The organism is Pseudomonas sp. AC169 (assembly GCF_979258515.1).
The window spans coordinates 1,626,719-1,641,876 of sequence record NZ_OZ409866.1; the positions used below are offsets into that span (position 1 = coordinate 1,626,719).

Below are 15,158 nucleotides of genomic sequence, written 5' to 3' on the forward strand. Positions count from 1 at the left end.
TTTTGCAAGAGACTCACCCCACAAACGAAAAAGCCCCGTCGCAAGACAGGGCTCTTCCAGCGATCGCGCAATTAAGCGGCGACAACGCTCACGTAACGGCGGTTGAACGCGCCTTTTACTTCAAACTTGATCACGCCTTCGATTTTCGCGAAGAGGGTGTGATCCTTACCCATGCCAACGCCGTAGCCAGCGTGGAATTGGGTGCCGCGCTGACGCACGATGATGTTGCCCGGAATGATTTTCTGGCCGCCATACATCTTAACGCCAAGGCGTTTGGCTTCTGAGTCGCGACCGTTACGGGTACTACCACCAGCTTTTTTGTGTGCCATGAGTCAATTCTCCTAGTGAGGAATTAGGCTGAAATTAAGCCTGAATACCGGTGATTTTGATCTCGGTGTACCACTGGCGGTGGCCCATACGCTTCATGTGGTGCTTACGGCGACGGAACTTGATGATGCGGACTTTATCGTGACGACCTTGGGAGATCACTTCAGCCACAACGGTAGCGCCAGCAACAACTGGAGCGCCGATATTCACGTCGTCGCCATTGGCAACCAACAGAACGCGATCAAAGGTAACGGATTCGCCGGTAGCGATTTCCAGTTTTTCGATCTTCAGGTATTCACCTGGGGCGACTTTGTACTGCTTGCCGCCAGTAACGATTACTGCATAAGACATGGTATTTCTCCGATAATCCTGCTCACCCAGCTCTTTATAAGAAGAGGTATTGGCTGGCATGGCTGCATTAGGCTGGAAGGCCCGTTGCAATTGCGTAAGGCAGGTGCTGCCCAGGAAGTTCAGGGTGCGCGATTGTACGCAAGGCGCGGCAGGCTTGCAAGTAGCCGTCCATCGCGCCTTGACAGGTCTGGACGGGGGTCCTAGCATGCCGCGCAACCCTTCTGGAGCGACTCTCGCTGATGCAACCCCAAGCTTTCTACCGCGCGGTGGCGGACGATTTTAGCGCCGTCGACGGCATCATCAAGAAGCAGCTGACTTCCCGAGTACCGCTGGTATCGAAAATCGGCGATTACATTACCTCGGCCGGCGGCAAACGTCTGCGTCCTTTATTAGTGTTGCTGTGTGGCAAGGCCCTGGGTCGCGAAGGCGACGACATGCGCCTGTTGGCCGCCACCATCGAATTCCTGCACACCGCCACTCTGCTGCATGACGACGTGGTCGACATGTCCGGCATGCGCCGTGGCCGCTCGACCGCCAACGCCATGTGGGGCAACGCCCCAAGCGTGCTGGTCGGCGACTTCCTGTATTCGCGCTCGTTCGAAATGATGGTCGAACTGGGCTCGATGCCGGTAATGAAGATTCTGTCCCAGGCGACGCGCATCATCGCCGAAGGCGAAGTGCTGCAGTTGTCCAAAGTGCGCGACGCCAGCACCACTGAAGAAACCTACATGGAAGTCATCCGCGGCAAGACCGCGATGCTCTTTGAAGCCTCGACCCACAGTGCCGCCGCACTGGCCGGTGCTACCGCCGAACAGAGCGAAGCCCTGCGTACCTTCGGTGATCACCTGGGTGTAGCGTTCCAGTTGGTCGACGACCTGCTCGACTACAAGGGCGACGCTGAGACTCTGGGCAAGAACGTCGGTGACGATCTGGCTGAAGGCAAGCCGACCCTGCCGCTGATCTACACCATGCGCGAAGGCACGCCGGAACAGGCCGCACTGGTGCGTCAGGCGATTCAGAAAGGCGGGATCGAAGACCTGGAAAGCATCCGCATTGCTGTGGAAGCGTCCGGCTCGCTGGAGTACACCGCGCAATTGGCCCGTGATTACGTGGCCCGTGCGATCAAGTGCCTTGAGGCGCTGCCAGCCAGCGAATACCGCGATGCGCTGGTTGAACTGAGTGAGTTTGCGGTCGCGCGCACGCACTGATATCGCTGTAGCAAGATCAAAAGATCGCAGCCTTCGGCAGCTCCTACAGGGGTTGTCGGGGCTGCGATTTTTGCTTTTGACTGCCTGAATAGCTAAAACCCTATACAATGTGCGACTTTTAGCGATCCACACCCCAAGGAGCCTTAGTGAGCACGTTGCCACCCTGCCCGAAATGCAATTCCGAATACACCTACGAAGACGGCACCCAACTGGTGTGCCCGGAGTGCGCCCACGAGTGGTCCGCCAGCGGCGAAGCCGAAGTGGCGTCCGATGATACCGTGAAGAAAGATTCGGTCGGCAACGTCCTGCAGGACGGCGACACCATCACCGTGATCAAGGACCTCAAGGTCAAGGGCACCTCGCTGGTGGTCAAGGTCGGCACCAAGGTCAAGAACATCCGCCTGTGCGATGGCGACCACGACATCGACTGCAAGATCGACGGCATCGGCCCGATGAAGCTCAAATCCGAGTTCGTCAGAAAGGTCTGATTCCGCTGTCATCCATCCCGCGCCTGCCGTGGGATGGAGCTTCGCCCTCCCTGCTCCGATCCAGCAAAACCGCGCAATAGCCAAACGCCAGCCGTTTTGACCTTACGCAATCTTTACCCGGGAAAATTCAGAATCCGCCAATAGACGCTTGCTATTTGACGAATAAGAATTATTCTCATTGAAACCTTTTCAAGGAGATGAGAACCATGACTTATCTGATCGACGCCTGGCTGGACCGCCCACACCCTTACCTCAGAATCCTCCATCGGGAAACCGGCGAAGTCTGTGCGGTGCTTGAAGAAGAAGCCCTGCATGAGCTGCAAGACCAAGGGGATCTGGACGTCAGCAGCCTCAATTCCAGCGAGCCGCTGGTGCTCAAGGAACTGGTGCGCAATCTGTTCCTGTTCTGCTATGCCCGGGCATTGCGCCCGACCCAAGACCTGCATCACAAGATCGAACTATGAGCAGCAATACAAAACCTGTGGGAGCGAGCCTGCTCGCGAAGGCTTCAACTCGAATCTCAGTTAGATTCAGTCGCCTGCATTCGCGAGCAAGCTCGCTCCCACAAAGGTCTTACAGAACGTCCAGCAGCTCGACGTCGAATACCAGAACGCTGTGCGGTGGGATGCTACCAACGCCTTGAGCGCCGTAAGCCAGTTCGCTCGGCACGTACAGGCGCCATTTGCTACCGGCATTCATCAGTTGCAGGGCTTCGGTCCAACCAGCGATCACGCCGCCAACCGGGAATTCTGCAGGCTGGCCGCGCTCGTAGGAGCTGTCGAACACAGTGCCGTCGATCAGGGTGCCGTGGTAGTGAGTACGCACCTGGTCTTCACGGGTCGGCTTGGCGCCTTCGCCCTGAGTCAGCACTTCGAATTGCAGGCCGGAAGCCAGAGTGGTGATGCCGTCACGCTTGGCGTTTTCAGCCAGGAAGGCCAGGCCTTCGCCAGCAGCAGCTTCAGCTTTGGCAGCCGCTTCGGCTTGCATGATCTCGCGGATAACCTTGAAGCTGGCGGACATTTCTTCCTGGCCAACACGGCTTTCCTTACCGGCGAACGCGTCGGTCAGACCAGCCAGGATCGCGTCCAGGCTAACGCCCGGTGGCGGGTTGTCGCGCAGCTGGTCACCCAGCTGACGGCCGATGCCGTAGCTGACGCGGGTTTCGTCGGTGGACAGATTTACTTCGGACATGACACTGCTCCGCTGTGCGGACGGCCACAAGACTCGCCGTGCGTGCACAGCGCGTCCCGGCGCGCCCGGAACCAAAAGGGCGAGCAGACTAGCACAGATGTTCCGGCGATGGGACGCAGCGCCTACAGGGCTGAACGCCAGGCAAGCGGCACCTTCAGGCTTTCCTCGCCGCTGGGGCCCAGGCCACACATTTCATCGTGTACCGAGGTGTGTACGAGGTTAAAGGGCAGCACCGGAAAGGCATGCAGCAAATCCCGCGCATGCTCCACTGAACGCAGCGTCAGCATGTTGCCTTTGAGATCACTCAAGGGATACGCCGCGCCATGCATGCGTGCTTCGAGCAGGTAAATCCCGCCTTCCATTGAGATCAGATTCAACTCATCGACCTTCCTGGCGATGGCAAACGCATTCAGCTCTTGCAGGTTCATGAACGCACCTCACGCAGTGGCGAATCAGGACCTCTACAGGGATATGCCCGCGCGCACCAAAGCACAAGCCACAAACGACACCGCCCGTCTGTTTCGCAACAGACGGGCGGTGTTTTGCATTGATCAAAGTTGATCAGTGTTTGGTGACCTTATCCAGGTAACCCATGGCGAACGCCGAGACCACGAAGGTCATATGGATGATCACGTACCACATCAAGTGCTCGGGATCGACGTTCTTGGCGTCCATGAAGATGCGCAGCAAGTGGATCGAGGAGATCGCCACGATCGAAGCCGCCACTTTCATCTTCAGCGACGAAGAGTCCATGGTGCCGAGCCAGCTGAGTTTTTCCTTGCCTTCATCGATGTTCAGTTCAGAGACGAAGTTCTCGTAACCGGAAATCATCACCATCACTAGCAGGCCTCCGACCAGCGCCATGTCGATCAGCGACAGCAGCACCAGAATCAGTTCCGACTCGGCCATCGAGAACACATTGGGCAGGATGTGGAAAACCTCCTGGAAAAATTTCAGTGCCAGCGCCAGCAGCCCGAGGGACAGCCCGATATAGATCGGCGCCAGCAGCCAGCGCGAGGCGTACATTGCATTTTCGATAAAGCGTTCCATTGAATCTCACACATGGGGGGCTGGAAATGGCGGCGAGTATAACAGCCCGCTATGACAGCCAGAAACCGCCGGAAAATCCGCCACCTGCGTGTGTGAGTGATTTTTTTTCTGCTAGTGTCCAAACCATTGACAGCCCAGTGACTGTAGACAGGACGCGTGGAAATGGATGTGCGATTACCAATAACGACTGCCGGAATATGCCTTGCCGTGTTGCTCAGCGGCTGCTCGCCCGGCGACGAGAAGCACGCCGCCAGCCTTGAAGAAAAGACCGCAAAGTTCGAACAGTCGCTGGACGCCATCACCGATTCGAAACTCAAGGACGCCATCACCGAACTCGGCGGCTCACTGCTGCTGCTCGAACGGGCGCAGCTCAAACTCGCCGACAATCCTCCGCACACCGAATACAGCGAAGACGCCCTCGCTGCGCTCAAGCACTACCCTGCCCCACAGACGCTGGTCGACACCTTCATCAACGGCCTGTTCGTACTGCACAAGGACGCCAGCTCCGATTACCTCACCGATCTGCAACCGGTGTTCCCCTTCAACCTGAACACTCCCGGCGGTTTCCTGTTTCCCCATGGCGTGGAATGGCAGTCGGTGACGTTGAGCAACAAACGCGTGATCGCTTATCAGCCGGAATGGTCGGAAACCGATCCGGGCATTCAGCTCAGTCCGTCCAGCTCCAATGTCACCAATCCCGATGACCTGACCGTGACCTACCCGTTCATTGACGGACTGGACGTGGACAAGAAGTCCCTGCCGCAACCGGTCAGCCTGCAAGGCCAGATCGAAGTCATCGCGCCGCGCCGTTTGTACAGCTTCGACCTGACGCAAAAAGACGTCAGCCAGACCCGCAGTAATGACAATCTCAGCGTCAAATTGCTGAAGCTTGAACAGAACTACGCCGAAGTCGAGTTCAGCAACAACCTGCCGCTGGCGGCGGAAGTCGCAGAGGCCCAGCTCAACCCGCTGATCGTCCAGGCTCGCGATAAAACCGGGCAGTATCTGGTACGCGCCGGTTCGATCAACGAGAGTCCGGAGCAAGTGTCCTTCTACGAGAAACAACTGGCGTACCTGCAAAAGCAGAAAGGCTGGAGCGATACGCTGGAAAAACAGCTCACCCAGGAACAGCAGGATTTCGAGCAGAAACACCCGCGTCGCTACAACAAAGTCTATTTCAATGGCCCGATCGAAACCCTGGAAATCAGTGTGCTCGACTTCTCCTCGGCGACCGTGACCCGCAAACCGCTGGACCTGCCGATTCGCACGTTCAATCAGCACACCACGGAGAAAACCATCCAGCCACTGGATCCGTCGGTGACGGTTTACGACGATCTGGCAGTCAACTGGCTCAAGGGTGCGAGCCTCACCGAAGAACAATTGAAGGCTGGCATCCGCATTCATCAATCCGTAGAGGAGCCAAGCGCGGCCCGCATCGAGTTTTCCCATCGTCGTACGTTCAATGACGAATTGCTGGGCGATGACTTCAATCCGGGCGTCAGTCCTGTGACGTTCTTCACCGAGAAGCGCGGTGGCAAGCTCGATGAACCGATCGAACTGCCGCCCGAGGCCTATCAAGTCGATCCGCTGCGCGCGACGATCACCTACGACCTGAACCTGTTCCCGGAAACTCCGGCGATTGCTGTCGGCTCAATGCCGCTGTTTCTCGCCACGGTGGCCAAACAGGCATACGACGCCAAATCGTTACCCAAAGGCCTGGAGATCAAGAACAACCAATTGGTGGTGGATCTGAAACTGTTCCCGCCCAGCGAGTGGCGTTTCTTCGTCAAAGACGACAGTGGCAACTACCTCAAGCAGATTCTCTCGGTCAGCCACGATGCGAGCGCAGAAGGCCCGGCGCTGTTTGGCGTGCATTACTTCTATGGCCGTCCGACCCACGTGGAAGCCTATCAGCGCACCGACCTCGCCACTGTGCAATACGGCTTTGAGGTCAAGCTTGATAAGGCGCAAGTGCCTGATGCGGCGCCCTAACTGTTAAGACTGCGGCCACGTCCACCGTTGATCTGCCGCAGCTGGGCTTGCAGGTGAAGGCTCCAGATCTGCGGATCGTCGGCCAGTTCGTAGCCATGCAGGGTCAGACTTTCGACGATGGTGTCGAGTATCGATTCGGCGGCGACCGGCCCATGAAACGGGCCCTGGGCTTTGATGGCGGAAGGTTGTTCGCCGGCCATGCCGGCGGCGAAGAGCAGCGTCCACATGCCGTTATCGCCGGCCAACGGCTTGATGGCGCATTCGATACGGGTCACAAGACCCAGGCATTGACGGGTGAGGCAGAGGTTGCGCGACATGGCGGCGACCCTCGGTGAAGCCGGTATTCAGCCCTCACGGGAGGACTGGCTCGATCCAGTGATACTGTCGATATCCTTGAGCTGAGAATAGAAGAAAAGTCTGCCGCGCAAGCCGAATGGAACCAGAAGGCGCCGAATGGTCATTGTGTGAATATTGACGCCAGAGTTGCGGCGAATTTCCGGAAGATCAGTGCAAAAACCAATATGCAAAAACAACTGTGGGAGCGAGCTTGCTCGCGAATGCGGAGTGTCAGGCAACTGATTCGTCGACTGATACACCGCTTTCGCGAGCAAGCTCGCTCCCACAGGGTTTATTGCAAGCCTGTTAAGCCGGTTTGGCTTCGGCCAAAGCTTCCTGGGCCAACTCTTTCTCGGCTTCCTTGAGGTCTTCTTCGCTGATCATCTCGGCGATGTCGCGCAAGCGCTCCACCACCCGCGCATTGATGCTGCCTTCCGGGAATTCGCCATCGGCATTCGGCTCACCGGCAGGCTCACCAACCAGCAAGCTCAACGCCTCGTCGGCCTGACGCACCGCGTAAACGTGGAACTGCCCGGCACGCACCGCCGCCAGCACTTTCTCATCGAGCATCAGCGTGGCGACGTTGGCCTGCGGAATGATCGCGCCCTGCTCGCCCGTCAGCCCGCGTGCTTCGCAGAGACGGAAGAAGCCTTCGATCTTCTCGTTGACCCCGCCGACCGCTTGCACTTCGCCGAACTGGTTGATCGAGCCGGTGATCGCAAAGCACTGCTTGAGCGGCGTCTTCGACAGCGCCGAAATCAGCGTGCACGCCTCGCCCAGCGACGCACTGTCGCCATCGACGTAACCGTAGGATTGCTCCAGTGCGATGCTCGCGGAAATCGCCAGCGGGAATTCCTGGGCGTAACGGCTGCCCAGATACCCGGTGAGGATCATCACGCCTTTGGAGTGGATCGGCTGACCAAGATTGACCTCACGCTCGATGTCGACGATGCCGCTGCCACCCGGATAGACCGTGGCGGAAATCCGCGCCGGCACACCGAACGCCGAGTCGCCGACTTCGAGCACGGTCAGCCCGTTGCACTTGCCGACTGCTGCGCCATCGGTGTCGATGAGGATGATCCCGGCGAGCATGTCGTCGAGAATCCGCGCCGACACGCGACCAGTACGCGTGGCTTTGGCTTTCAGAGCGCGTTCGATATGCCCGGCATCGGTCATCTCATCGCCGGCCAGGTGACGGATGAAATCCGCTTCGCTGACCAGTTGAAACAGATCACCGATACGCGCCGACAATCGCCCCTGATGCTCGGCCAGCCGCGCGCTGTAAGTCGCCAGACGCGCCACCGCATCGGCGGTCAGCGGCGCCATGCCTTCTTCCGATGTGCGGGTTTTCAGCAACTGGGCGAACTGCTCCAGGCTCTCGTCGACCATCGGGATGTCTTCATCGAAGTCGACCAGAACGCGGAACATCTCCTGGAAGTCCGGATCGAGGTCTTGCAGCGTGTAATAGAGCGACCGCGCACCGATGATGATGACTTTGACCTGCAACGGAATGTGCTGCGGGTTGAGCGTCACCGTGGCGAAACGACCCATCTCGCCCAGCGGCGATTCCATTTTCAGTTTGCGCGATTGCAGGGCGCGTTTCAGCGCATCCCACACAAACGGCTCGCTGAGCATTTTTTCCGCTTCAAGAATCAGGAAACCGCCGTTGGCGCGGTGCAAGGCACCCGGACGCAACTGGCGATAAGTGGTGTAAAGCGCGCCCTGATCGGTGGTGTATTCGATACGACCGAACAGGTTTTCGTAAGTCGGGTGCGGCTCGAACACCACCGGTGCACCGCCGCTCAGCGGATGGCCGACCACCAGACTCGGAGCGTATTGCTCTTCCAGCAGCTTGCGCGCAACGGCGTCCGTCTTGCTGTCGTCGACCAGTTGCTCGACCACGGTTTTCAGCAAGTAGACCTGCATGGCTTGCAGATAACCGCAGACCGCTGCGTTCTCCGCGTACTTCTCGGACAGCGGCGAGAGCAGCGGCTGCAAGGCCAGGGTAATGGTTTCTTCGTTGAGCGAGCGCAGTTGATTGTTCGACTCACGCTTCCACTGCGGAAGGCTGGCAAGTTCTTCGTTCAGGCGCTCTTCGAGGCCGGAAATGTCATCGTGAAAACGCTCACGATCAACCTCTGGCAACTGGGCGAATTCGGCTTCGTCCAGTGCTTTGCCGTCGAGCATCGGCGTGAAGGCGATGTTGCTGCTGTCGCGGTACAGGGCGACGTCTTTTTCCAGGGCCAGGCGCTCGATGATGTCGAGGGCCTTGTCGTAGCGCTGGTTGAAGGCGCGGTCGATGGCGCTTTTCTTTTGCTGGTAGGACGGGTGCTCGAACACCGCCGGAAACGTCGCCAGCAGGTTGTCGATCAAGCCGTTGATGTCGCCGATAAACGCGCCGGCAGTGCCCGAAGGCAATTCCAGAGCACGCGGCTCGCGCGGTTCATCGAAATTGTTGACGTAGACCCAGTCCGCCGGGGTCTGCAGGCGTTTGCCTTCGGCCTTCAGGTAGCGTTTGACGAACGAGAAACGGCCGGTGCCGGGCTCGCCCATGACGAATACGTTGTAACCGGGGCGTGGCATGGCCACACCGAACTGCAAGGCTTCGACCGCGCGTTCCTGGCCGAGCACACCGCGAAAGGGCTCCAGATCATTGGTGGTAGTGAAGCTGAACTGTTCAGCGGAAAACGGACGGGTCAGCGCTTCGGGCGCGAGACGCAAGCTGGCAGCAACAGGATCAGGCATCGGGCTTCCTTAACAATCAGGCGGGGCAGATAGCGGCATTCTGGCGCTGCCCGTGCCCCACTGGCAAGGCGCGCCACATGACAAAGCATAGACAACCGGCCGCCCCTGCCCCAGCACCCGTGAAATCGGGGTTATCGCCAAATCTTTTGTAAAAACTCACGGAACCCCGGGAACGTGCCTAAACTCCAAACTGCGCGGCTGGAACTAATACTGGCCCACTGGCACCGTCAGGTGTCAGAACCCTGTCCATTGGTATGCACACAAAGAGAAAAAAGCTATGAAACGGATTCTTCTCGGTACTCTCTTCACCGCTGTATCCATCAACGCAATGGCGCAAGCTCCAGGCGGCCCGGATTGCGGTTGGGGCAACATGCTGTTCGAAGGTCAGCGTGGCACCCCTGCTCACTTCCTCGCTTCCACCACCAACGGCACTTCCGGTAACGCCACATTTGGTATGACTTCCGGCACCAACGGTTGCTCGACCAACGCGTCGCTGACCTACGGCGGCAAATCCTGGTTTGCCATGAATGGCATGATGAACGAGCTGTCCGAAGACATGGCCAAAGGCAACGGCGAAGCGCTGACGACTTATGCCGTGGTACTGGGCGTGGCGCCGGAAGACCGTGCGCACTTCGCTGCTGTGACTCACGAGCACTTCCAGCAGATCTTCAGCAAGGCTGACGTGACCGCTGAAGACGTGCATACCAACACCCTGGCCGTACTGAAATCGGATCCTCGTCTGGCCAAGTACGCAACTCAGGCTTAAGCTCGACCCCACCCGCTTCCTTCGGGAAGCGGGTTTTGTTTTTTCGGCCCGCCCTCCTTGGGTCTTTATTTCTTTCCTGTTCAAGTTGCCGACTATGCTCAAACGCCTTGCCTGGCTGGCGCTCTGTGTCTGCGCCCCGCTGTCCGCCGCGCCCCACATCGACCCTCAACGTTTGCAGCAACTGGCCAACGACCGCTTCTGGATTTCCCTCGGTCATTACGAAACCGCCAAGCTCGGCGGCTGGCGCAGCTATGTCAGCGACAAGAAATTCTTTCTCGCGCCTGATGGCAACGAACATCCCGATCACGAACTGGCGGCGACCGTGCAAGCGCTGTACGCCCCGGCCAGTCTCGGCGAGCAACATGCGCAATGCGTTTACCCGGCGCGTACTCGCTGGCTGAAGGCGCAACTGAACCTGACCGACCTACCGACGCCCGAGTGCGCCGAGTACAAGAAGTGGTTCAAGGATGTCTCGCCGCACAGCGCAGTGATGATCTTCCCGGCGGCGTATTTGAACAGTCCGTCATCAATGTTCGGCCACACTCTGCTGCGCATCGATCAGGCCGATGTGCAGGCCGACAAGACCTCGCTGCTCAGTTACGCGATCAACTTCGGCGCCTACATCGAAGGCTCGGACAACAGCATTCTTTACGCCTGGAAAGGCTTGATGGGCGGCTATCCGGGGCTGTTCGCACTGGTGCCGTATCAGGAAAAACTCTCGGAATACCGCAGCCTGGAAAACCGCGACCTGTGGGAATACCGACTCAATCTGAGCCAGGAAGAAACCGCGCGCATGGTCGAACATGTGTGGGAGTTGAAGCAGATTCAGTTCGACTATTTCTTCTTCGATGAAAACTGCTCGTATCGTTTACTGGAACTGCTGCAAGTCGCACGCCCGAGCCTGCGTCTGACCGAACAATTCCCGCTGACCGCGATTCCTACGGACACCGTCAAAGCGGTGAAAGAAGCCGGGCTGGTGGAAAGCATTGAATACCGCCCTTCCCGTGAACGTGAATTGCTCAGCCGTGCCGAGCCTTTGACCAGTGATGAACAGGATTGGGTGCTGAAGGTCAGCGCCGATCAACAGGTGTTGCAAGAGCCGACCTTCAAAGCCCTGCCCCGTGACCGTCAGGCGCTAATCATTGATGCGGCGTATCGTCTGGAGCGCTACCGCGCCAACGGTCAGGAGCGGGATCCGCAACGAGCGCAGCGCAGTTTCGAACTGCTGCGGGCGATCAACAAGAACCCCGCGCCCGAACTGGACATTCCGCAACCGGGACTGCCTGAAGACGGCCACGAATCGCGCACCTGGCAGGCCGGTCTCGGCACGCGCGGTGATCGTGCGTTCGGTGAGTACGGTTTGCGCATGGCCTATCACGACCTCAACGACAACACCGAAAGCTTCCCGCTTGGCGCGCAGATCGAGATTCTGCAGATGAAGTTGCGCCAGTACGAAGGCAATCACTGGCAGTTCCAGCAACTGGATCTGGCGACGATTCGCTCGCTGACGCCGCGCAATGAGTTATTGCAACCGCTGTCGTGGCAAGTTACCGGTGGCCTTGAACGTGTACCGGGCAAGCATGATGACGAAACGCTGGTCAGCCACGTCAACGGTGGCGGTGGCGGCACGTGGGCGCTGGGCGACGATGTGCTGGGTTTTGCCCTCGGCACCGTGCGCGTTGAACACAACAATGATTTCGCCGAGTTCGTGTCCCCGGCCGGTGGTTTCAATACCGGCGTGTTGTGGAAAAACCCGCTGGGTAATCTCAGTCTGGAAGCCAAGGGCGATTACTTCTTCAATGGCGAAGTGCGCCGCAGCCTGAGTTTGAATCAGCAGTGGGAGTTGTCGCGCAACCTCGGTTTGCGGCTGAGTGCGCAGCGTGAATTCAGCCACCTGGCCACGCCGGAAACCGAGGTCATGCTTGAAGTGAAGTGGTATCACTATTAAAAGATCGCAGCCTTCGGCAGCTCCTACATTTGGAATGTACTTCACCTGTAGGAGCTGCCGCAGGCTGCGATCTTTTGATCTTTCTTTCACACCCCACTAATGAATCCCCTTCTAGACTCTCCATATAAGCCGGAGTACCGGCTCAGGAGAGTGCAATGTGGCGGTGTGCGGGATTGTTGGGTGTTTTGCTGTTGTTGGGCGGTTGCCAGTCGACCCACGAAGATCTGATCGCCAAAGGTTACCCACCGGCCTTCGCCGACGGTTTCGATGATGGTTGTGTCAGCGGTCGCCAGGCGGCCGGCTCGATCAGCGGCGAGTTTCGCAAGAACGTGCCGCGCTATCTCAAGGACAAGCAATACGCCGAAGGCTGGACCGACGGCTTCCGCCAGTGTCAGGCAATGCTGGAAAACAAGGGTCGCGAGCAGTACCGCAACGAGCACTGGGACGAACGCGAGCGCGCCTGGCAGCAACAGAAAGATCAGGACGCCGGGCGGGCCTATCGCTCGCCCTAGGTCGCTCCCAGACATCCAGTGAAACCAAATGCCTGCGAGCATGGCCCAAACCTCATACGAGGAGGATTCCATGAGCCGTGCTTTCGTCAACGAAGACAACGCCGCCGCACTAGCCGATCAACCGGTCGAACGGCAGGTCAGCGATCAACCCAATTACGTCACGCCGCAAGGCCTGGCGCAGTTGCAGGCAAAAGTCGCCGAACTGCAAAGTCTGCATGCCGAACAAACGGCCAAAGGCGAGCAGGCTGACAAGCAACGTCTGGCGGATCTGCAACGGGATCTGCGTTATTTCAATCAACGCCTGAGCAGCGCGCAAGTCGCCGTCGCGGCAACGTCCAGAGACAAAGTGCAGATCGGCAGTTGGGTGACCTACGCCGATGAGCACGACACCGAACGCCGGGTGCAACTGGTCGGCGAAGATCAGGCCGATGCCAGCAAAGGCCTGATCAATTGGGGTTCACCGCTGGGCCGCGCCCTACTGGGTGCCCGACTCAACGACGAGGTGCTGTGGCAGCGCCCCGCCGGTGATCAAATGATTGAAGTGATCCGCATCGAACCGGCTTAAACCACACCCTGCGCCAACATCGCGTCGGCGACCTTGACGAAGCCGGCGATGTTCGCCCCTTTGACGTAGTTGATCCGGCCGTTCTCTTCGCCGTAATGCACGCAAGCGTGGTGGATCGACTGCATGATCGCGTGCAACTTGCTATCCACTTCGCCCGCCGTCCACAGCAGGCGCATGGCGTTCTGCGACATCTCCAGACCGCTGACCGCGACCCCGCCGGCGTTGGACGCCTTGCCCGGGGCAAACAGAATGCCGGCCTCGATAAAGATATCCACAGCCTCCAGCGTGGTCGGCATGTTCGCGCCTTCGGCCACGCATACGCAGCCATTGCGCAACAGCGCGTGTGCGGCTTCGGCGTCGAGTTCGTTCTGCGTGGCGCACGGCAGCGCGATGTCGCACGGCAACGACCACGGCAGTTGACCGGCGCGGAACTCCAGACCGAAGGCTGCGGCCAACTCGCTGATGCGCCCGCGTTTGACGTTTTTCAACTCCAGCAGCGCCAGCCATTGCTCTTCGCTCAACCCGGCCTCGCAATACAGCGTGCCCTCGGAGTCGGACAGCGAAATCACTTTGCCGCCCAGATCCATGACTTTGCGCGCGGCATATTGCGCGACGTTGCCGGAACCGGAGATTGCCACGCGCTTGCCTTCCACGGTCTGCCCGCGACGCTTGAGCATTTCTTCGGCGAAATACACGCAGCCGAAACCGGTGGCTTCCGGACGAATCAGGCTGCCGCCGTAGGTCATGCCTTTGCCGGTGAGGACGCTGGTGAACTGATTGCTCAGGCGTTTGTACTGGCCGAAGAGGAAACCGATCTCGCGCGCGCCAACGCCGATATCACCGGCCGGTACGTCAACATCGGCACCGATGTGACGATACAACTCGCTCATGAATGCCTGGCAGAAACGCATGACTTCAGCGTCACTCTTGCCCTTCGGATCGAAGTCCGAGCCACCCTTGCCGCCGCCCATGGGCAGCGAGGTCAGGGAGTTTTTGAAGGTCTGCTCGAAGGCGAGGAATTTCAGCACGCCCATGTTCACCGAAGGATGAAAGCGCAAACCGCCCTTGTACGGTCCGATGGCGCTGTTCATCTGGATGCGGAAACCGCGATTGACCTGCACCTTGCCCTGATCGTCGACCCACGACACGCGAAACACGACGGCACGCTCCGGCTCGCAGATGCGCTCCAGAATCCCCGAGGTCAGGTAATGCGGATTGGCTTCGAGGAATGGCCACAGGCTGCGCAACACTTCTTCGACGGCCTGGTGAAATTCGGGTTGATCCGGGTCGCGTTTTTTCAGGCGGGCAAGGAAGGATTCGACGGATTCGATCATGGCAAAAGTCTCGGCAAATTTATTGTCGCTGGAGGAGATTGGGCCGGACTGTAACAAACGGATCGCGCACTGGAACAGAGCAAAATGTCGCAGTTATGAAATTAAATGGTGCACAGGATATAAATTCGATGGATTTCCAGAGATGTTTTGCACCTGAATGGTAATTAAAGATTTGATTTATGCACCAATAGTTACACCGCCTTCGCGAGCAAGCTCGCTCCCACATTTGAAATGCGTTCCCCTGTGGGAGCGAGCTTGCTCGCGAAGGGCCCGACTCGGTCGACCTGAAAAAAAACAGGCAAAAAAAACGGAGCCCGAAGGCTCCGCTTTTTCATGCAACCAACC

The 15,158-nt window shown here is 58.5% G+C and carries 16 protein-coding genes; 8 read left to right on the forward strand and 8 right to left on the reverse strand.

Annotation, left to right across the window (positions count from 1 at the left end):
• Nucleotides 1-71: 71 nt before the first annotated feature.
• Together rpmA and rplU are read right to left on the reverse strand one after the other, a co-directional pair.
• On the reverse strand, nt 72-329 hold the full coding sequence (gene rpmA / locus ACZZ0G_RS07370) for a 50S ribosomal protein L27 (protein ID WP_003176049.1): 258 nt from the start codon (nt 327-329) through the stop codon (nt 72-74).
• 34 nt (nt 330-363) lie between these two features.
• A complete protein-coding gene (gene rplU / locus ACZZ0G_RS07375) occupies nt 364-678 on the reverse strand; it encodes a 50S ribosomal protein L21 (protein WP_003176051.1) in 315 nt (104 codons plus the stop codon).
• Nucleotides 679-917: 239 nt separating this feature from the next.
• Between rplU and ACZZ0G_RS07380 the strand changes: the two genes are divergently transcribed.
• From ACZZ0G_RS07380 to ACZZ0G_RS07390, 3 genes are all read left to right on the forward strand, one after another.
• Nucleotides 918-1,886 carry a polyprenyl synthetase family protein gene (locus tag ACZZ0G_RS07380; RefSeq protein ID WP_007909817.1) on the forward strand — a complete coding sequence of 323 codons (969 nt, stop codon included), beginning with the start codon at nt 918-920 and terminating at the stop codon, nt 1,884-1,886.
• 146 nt (nt 1,887-2,032) lie between these two features.
• Nucleotides 2,033-2,374 carry a zinc ribbon domain-containing protein YjdM gene (locus tag ACZZ0G_RS07385; RefSeq protein WP_158960870.1) on the forward strand — a complete coding sequence of 114 codons (342 nt, stop codon included), beginning with the start codon at nt 2,033-2,035 and terminating at the stop codon, nt 2,372-2,374.
• Nucleotides 2,375-2,580: 206 nt separating this feature from the next.
• Nucleotides 2,581-2,838 carry a PA4570 family protein gene (locus tag ACZZ0G_RS07390; protein ID WP_463555750.1) on the forward strand — a complete coding sequence of 86 codons (258 nt, stop codon included), beginning with the start codon at nt 2,581-2,583 and terminating at the stop codon, nt 2,836-2,838.
• A gap of 109 nt (nt 2,839-2,947) precedes the next feature.
• Here ACZZ0G_RS07390 and ACZZ0G_RS07395 read toward each other — a convergent pair whose 3' ends face one another.
• The 3 genes from ACZZ0G_RS07395 to ACZZ0G_RS07405 form a co-directional block, all read right to left on the reverse strand.
• Nucleotides 2,948-3,565 carry an FKBP-type peptidyl-prolyl cis-trans isomerase gene (locus ACZZ0G_RS07395; RefSeq protein ID WP_008078561.1) on the reverse strand — a complete coding sequence of 206 codons (618 nt, stop codon included), beginning with the start codon at nt 3,563-3,565 and terminating at the stop codon, nt 2,948-2,950.
• A 122-nt stretch (nt 3,566-3,687) separates the two neighbouring features.
• Nucleotides 3,688-3,993: a DUF6482 family protein gene (locus ACZZ0G_RS07400; RefSeq protein WP_095121727.1), complete on the reverse strand. Its 306-nt coding sequence runs from the start codon at nt 3,991-3,993 to the stop codon at nt 3,688-3,690.
• Between the two features lie 133 nt (nt 3,994-4,126).
• Nucleotides 4,127-4,615 (reverse strand): TIGR00645 family protein, encoded by a 489-nt coding sequence (locus ACZZ0G_RS07405; protein WP_007909801.1) that lies wholly within the window; start codon nt 4,613-4,615, stop codon nt 4,127-4,129.
• 162 nt (nt 4,616-4,777) lie between these two features.
• On the opposite strand from ACZZ0G_RS07405, the gene ACZZ0G_RS07410 reads away from it, so the two are divergent.
• On the forward strand, nt 4,778-6,607 hold the full coding sequence (locus tag ACZZ0G_RS07410) for a hypothetical protein (protein WP_463555751.1): 1,830 nt from the start codon (nt 4,778-4,780) through the stop codon (nt 6,605-6,607).
• On the opposite strand, the gene ACZZ0G_RS07415 is transcribed toward ACZZ0G_RS07410, so the two are convergent.
• Together ACZZ0G_RS07415 and ACZZ0G_RS07420 are read right to left on the reverse strand one after the other, a co-directional pair.
• Nucleotides 6,604-6,924, reverse strand: coding sequence for a PA4575 family protein (locus ACZZ0G_RS07415; protein ID WP_064118737.1), 321 nt, complete (start codon nt 6,922-6,924; stop codon nt 6,604-6,606). The genes ACZZ0G_RS07410 and ACZZ0G_RS07415 overlap by 4 nt on opposite strands.
• Before the next feature lie 325 nt (nt 6,925-7,249).
• Complete coding sequence (locus tag ACZZ0G_RS07420) at nt 7,250-9,688, reverse strand: Lon protease family protein (RefSeq protein WP_463555752.1); 2,439 nt, start codon at nt 9,686-9,688, stop codon at nt 7,250-7,252.
• 277 nt (nt 9,689-9,965) lie between these two features.
• Here ACZZ0G_RS07420 and ACZZ0G_RS07425 point away from each other — a divergent pair, with 277 nt between their 5' ends.
• The 4 genes from ACZZ0G_RS07425 (at nt 9,966) to ACZZ0G_RS07440 (ending at nt 13,479) form a co-directional block, all read left to right on the forward strand.
• A complete protein-coding gene (locus ACZZ0G_RS07425) occupies nt 9,966-10,454 on the forward strand; it encodes a DUF3015 domain-containing protein (protein ID WP_007909797.1) in 489 nt (162 codons plus the stop codon).
• Between the two features lie 94 nt (nt 10,455-10,548).
• Complete coding sequence (locus tag ACZZ0G_RS07430; protein WP_463555753.1) at nt 10,549-12,402, forward strand: Lnb N-terminal periplasmic domain-containing protein; 1,854 nt, start codon at nt 10,549-10,551, stop codon at nt 12,400-12,402.
• Between the two features lie 155 nt (nt 12,403-12,557).
• Nucleotides 12,558-12,914 carry a hypothetical protein gene (locus tag ACZZ0G_RS07435; RefSeq protein WP_463555754.1) on the forward strand — a complete coding sequence of 119 codons (357 nt, stop codon included), beginning with the start codon at nt 12,558-12,560 and terminating at the stop codon, nt 12,912-12,914.
• A gap of 70 nt (nt 12,915-12,984) precedes the next feature.
• Nucleotides 12,985-13,479, forward strand: a complete 495-nt coding sequence (locus tag ACZZ0G_RS07440; RefSeq protein ID WP_463555755.1) for a GreA/GreB family elongation factor — start codon at nt 12,985-12,987, stop codon at nt 13,477-13,479.
• On the opposite strand, the gene gdhA is transcribed toward ACZZ0G_RS07440, so the two are convergent.
• The gene (gdhA, locus tag ACZZ0G_RS07445) at nt 13,476-14,813 is read right to left on the reverse strand and encodes an NADP-specific glutamate dehydrogenase (RefSeq protein ID WP_463555756.1); all 1,338 of its coding nucleotides are present in this window, start codon (nt 14,811-14,813) and stop codon (nt 13,476-13,478) included. The genes ACZZ0G_RS07440 and gdhA overlap by 4 nt on opposite strands.
• Between the last annotated feature and the right edge of the window lie 345 nt (nt 14,814-15,158).

Coding starts and splice junctions, on each gene's coding strand:
- ACZZ0G_RS07420 (WP_463555752.1), bottom strand. CDS start 9,688: ATGCCTGATCCTGTTGCTGCCAGCTTGCGTCTCGCGCCCGAAGCGCTG.
- rpmA (WP_003176049.1), bottom strand. CDS start 329: ATGGCACACAAAAAAGCTGGTGGTAGTACCCGTAACGGTCGCGACTCA.
- ACZZ0G_RS07405 (WP_007909801.1), bottom strand. CDS start 4,615: ATGGAACGCTTTATCGAAAATGCAATGTACGCCTCGCGCTGGCTGCTG.
- ACZZ0G_RS07440 (WP_463555755.1), top strand. CDS start 12,985: ATGAGCCGTGCTTTCGTCAACGAAGACAACGCCGCCGCACTAGCCGAT.
- ACZZ0G_RS07425 (WP_007909797.1), top strand. CDS start 9,966: ATGAAACGGATTCTTCTCGGTACTCTCTTCACCGCTGTATCCATCAAC.
- ACZZ0G_RS07395 (WP_008078561.1), bottom strand. CDS start 3,565: ATGTCCGAAGTAAATCTGTCCACCGACGAAACCCGCGTCAGCTACGGC.
- ACZZ0G_RS07435 (WP_463555754.1), top strand. CDS start 12,558: ATGTGGCGGTGTGCGGGATTGTTGGGTGTTTTGCTGTTGTTGGGCGGT.
- ACZZ0G_RS07380 (WP_007909817.1), top strand. CDS start 918: ATGCAACCCCAAGCTTTCTACCGCGCGGTGGCGGACGATTTTAGCGCC.
- ACZZ0G_RS07390 (WP_463555750.1), top strand. CDS start 2,581: ATGACTTATCTGATCGACGCCTGGCTGGACCGCCCACACCCTTACCTC.
- ACZZ0G_RS07430 (WP_463555753.1), top strand. CDS start 10,549: ATGCTCAAACGCCTTGCCTGGCTGGCGCTCTGTGTCTGCGCCCCGCTG.
- ACZZ0G_RS07415 (WP_064118737.1), bottom strand. CDS start 6,924: ATGTCGCGCAACCTCTGCCTCACCCGTCAATGCCTGGGTCTTGTGACC.
- rplU (WP_003176051.1), bottom strand. CDS start 678: ATGTCTTATGCAGTAATCGTTACTGGCGGCAAGCAGTACAAAGTCGCC.
- gdhA (WP_463555756.1), bottom strand. CDS start 14,813: ATGATCGAATCCGTCGAATCCTTCCTTGCCCGCCTGAAAAAACGCGAC.
- ACZZ0G_RS07400 (WP_095121727.1), bottom strand. CDS start 3,993: ATGAACCTGCAAGAGCTGAATGCGTTTGCCATCGCCAGGAAGGTCGAT.
- ACZZ0G_RS07410 (WP_463555751.1), top strand. CDS start 4,778: ATGGATGTGCGATTACCAATAACGACTGCCGGAATATGCCTTGCCGTG.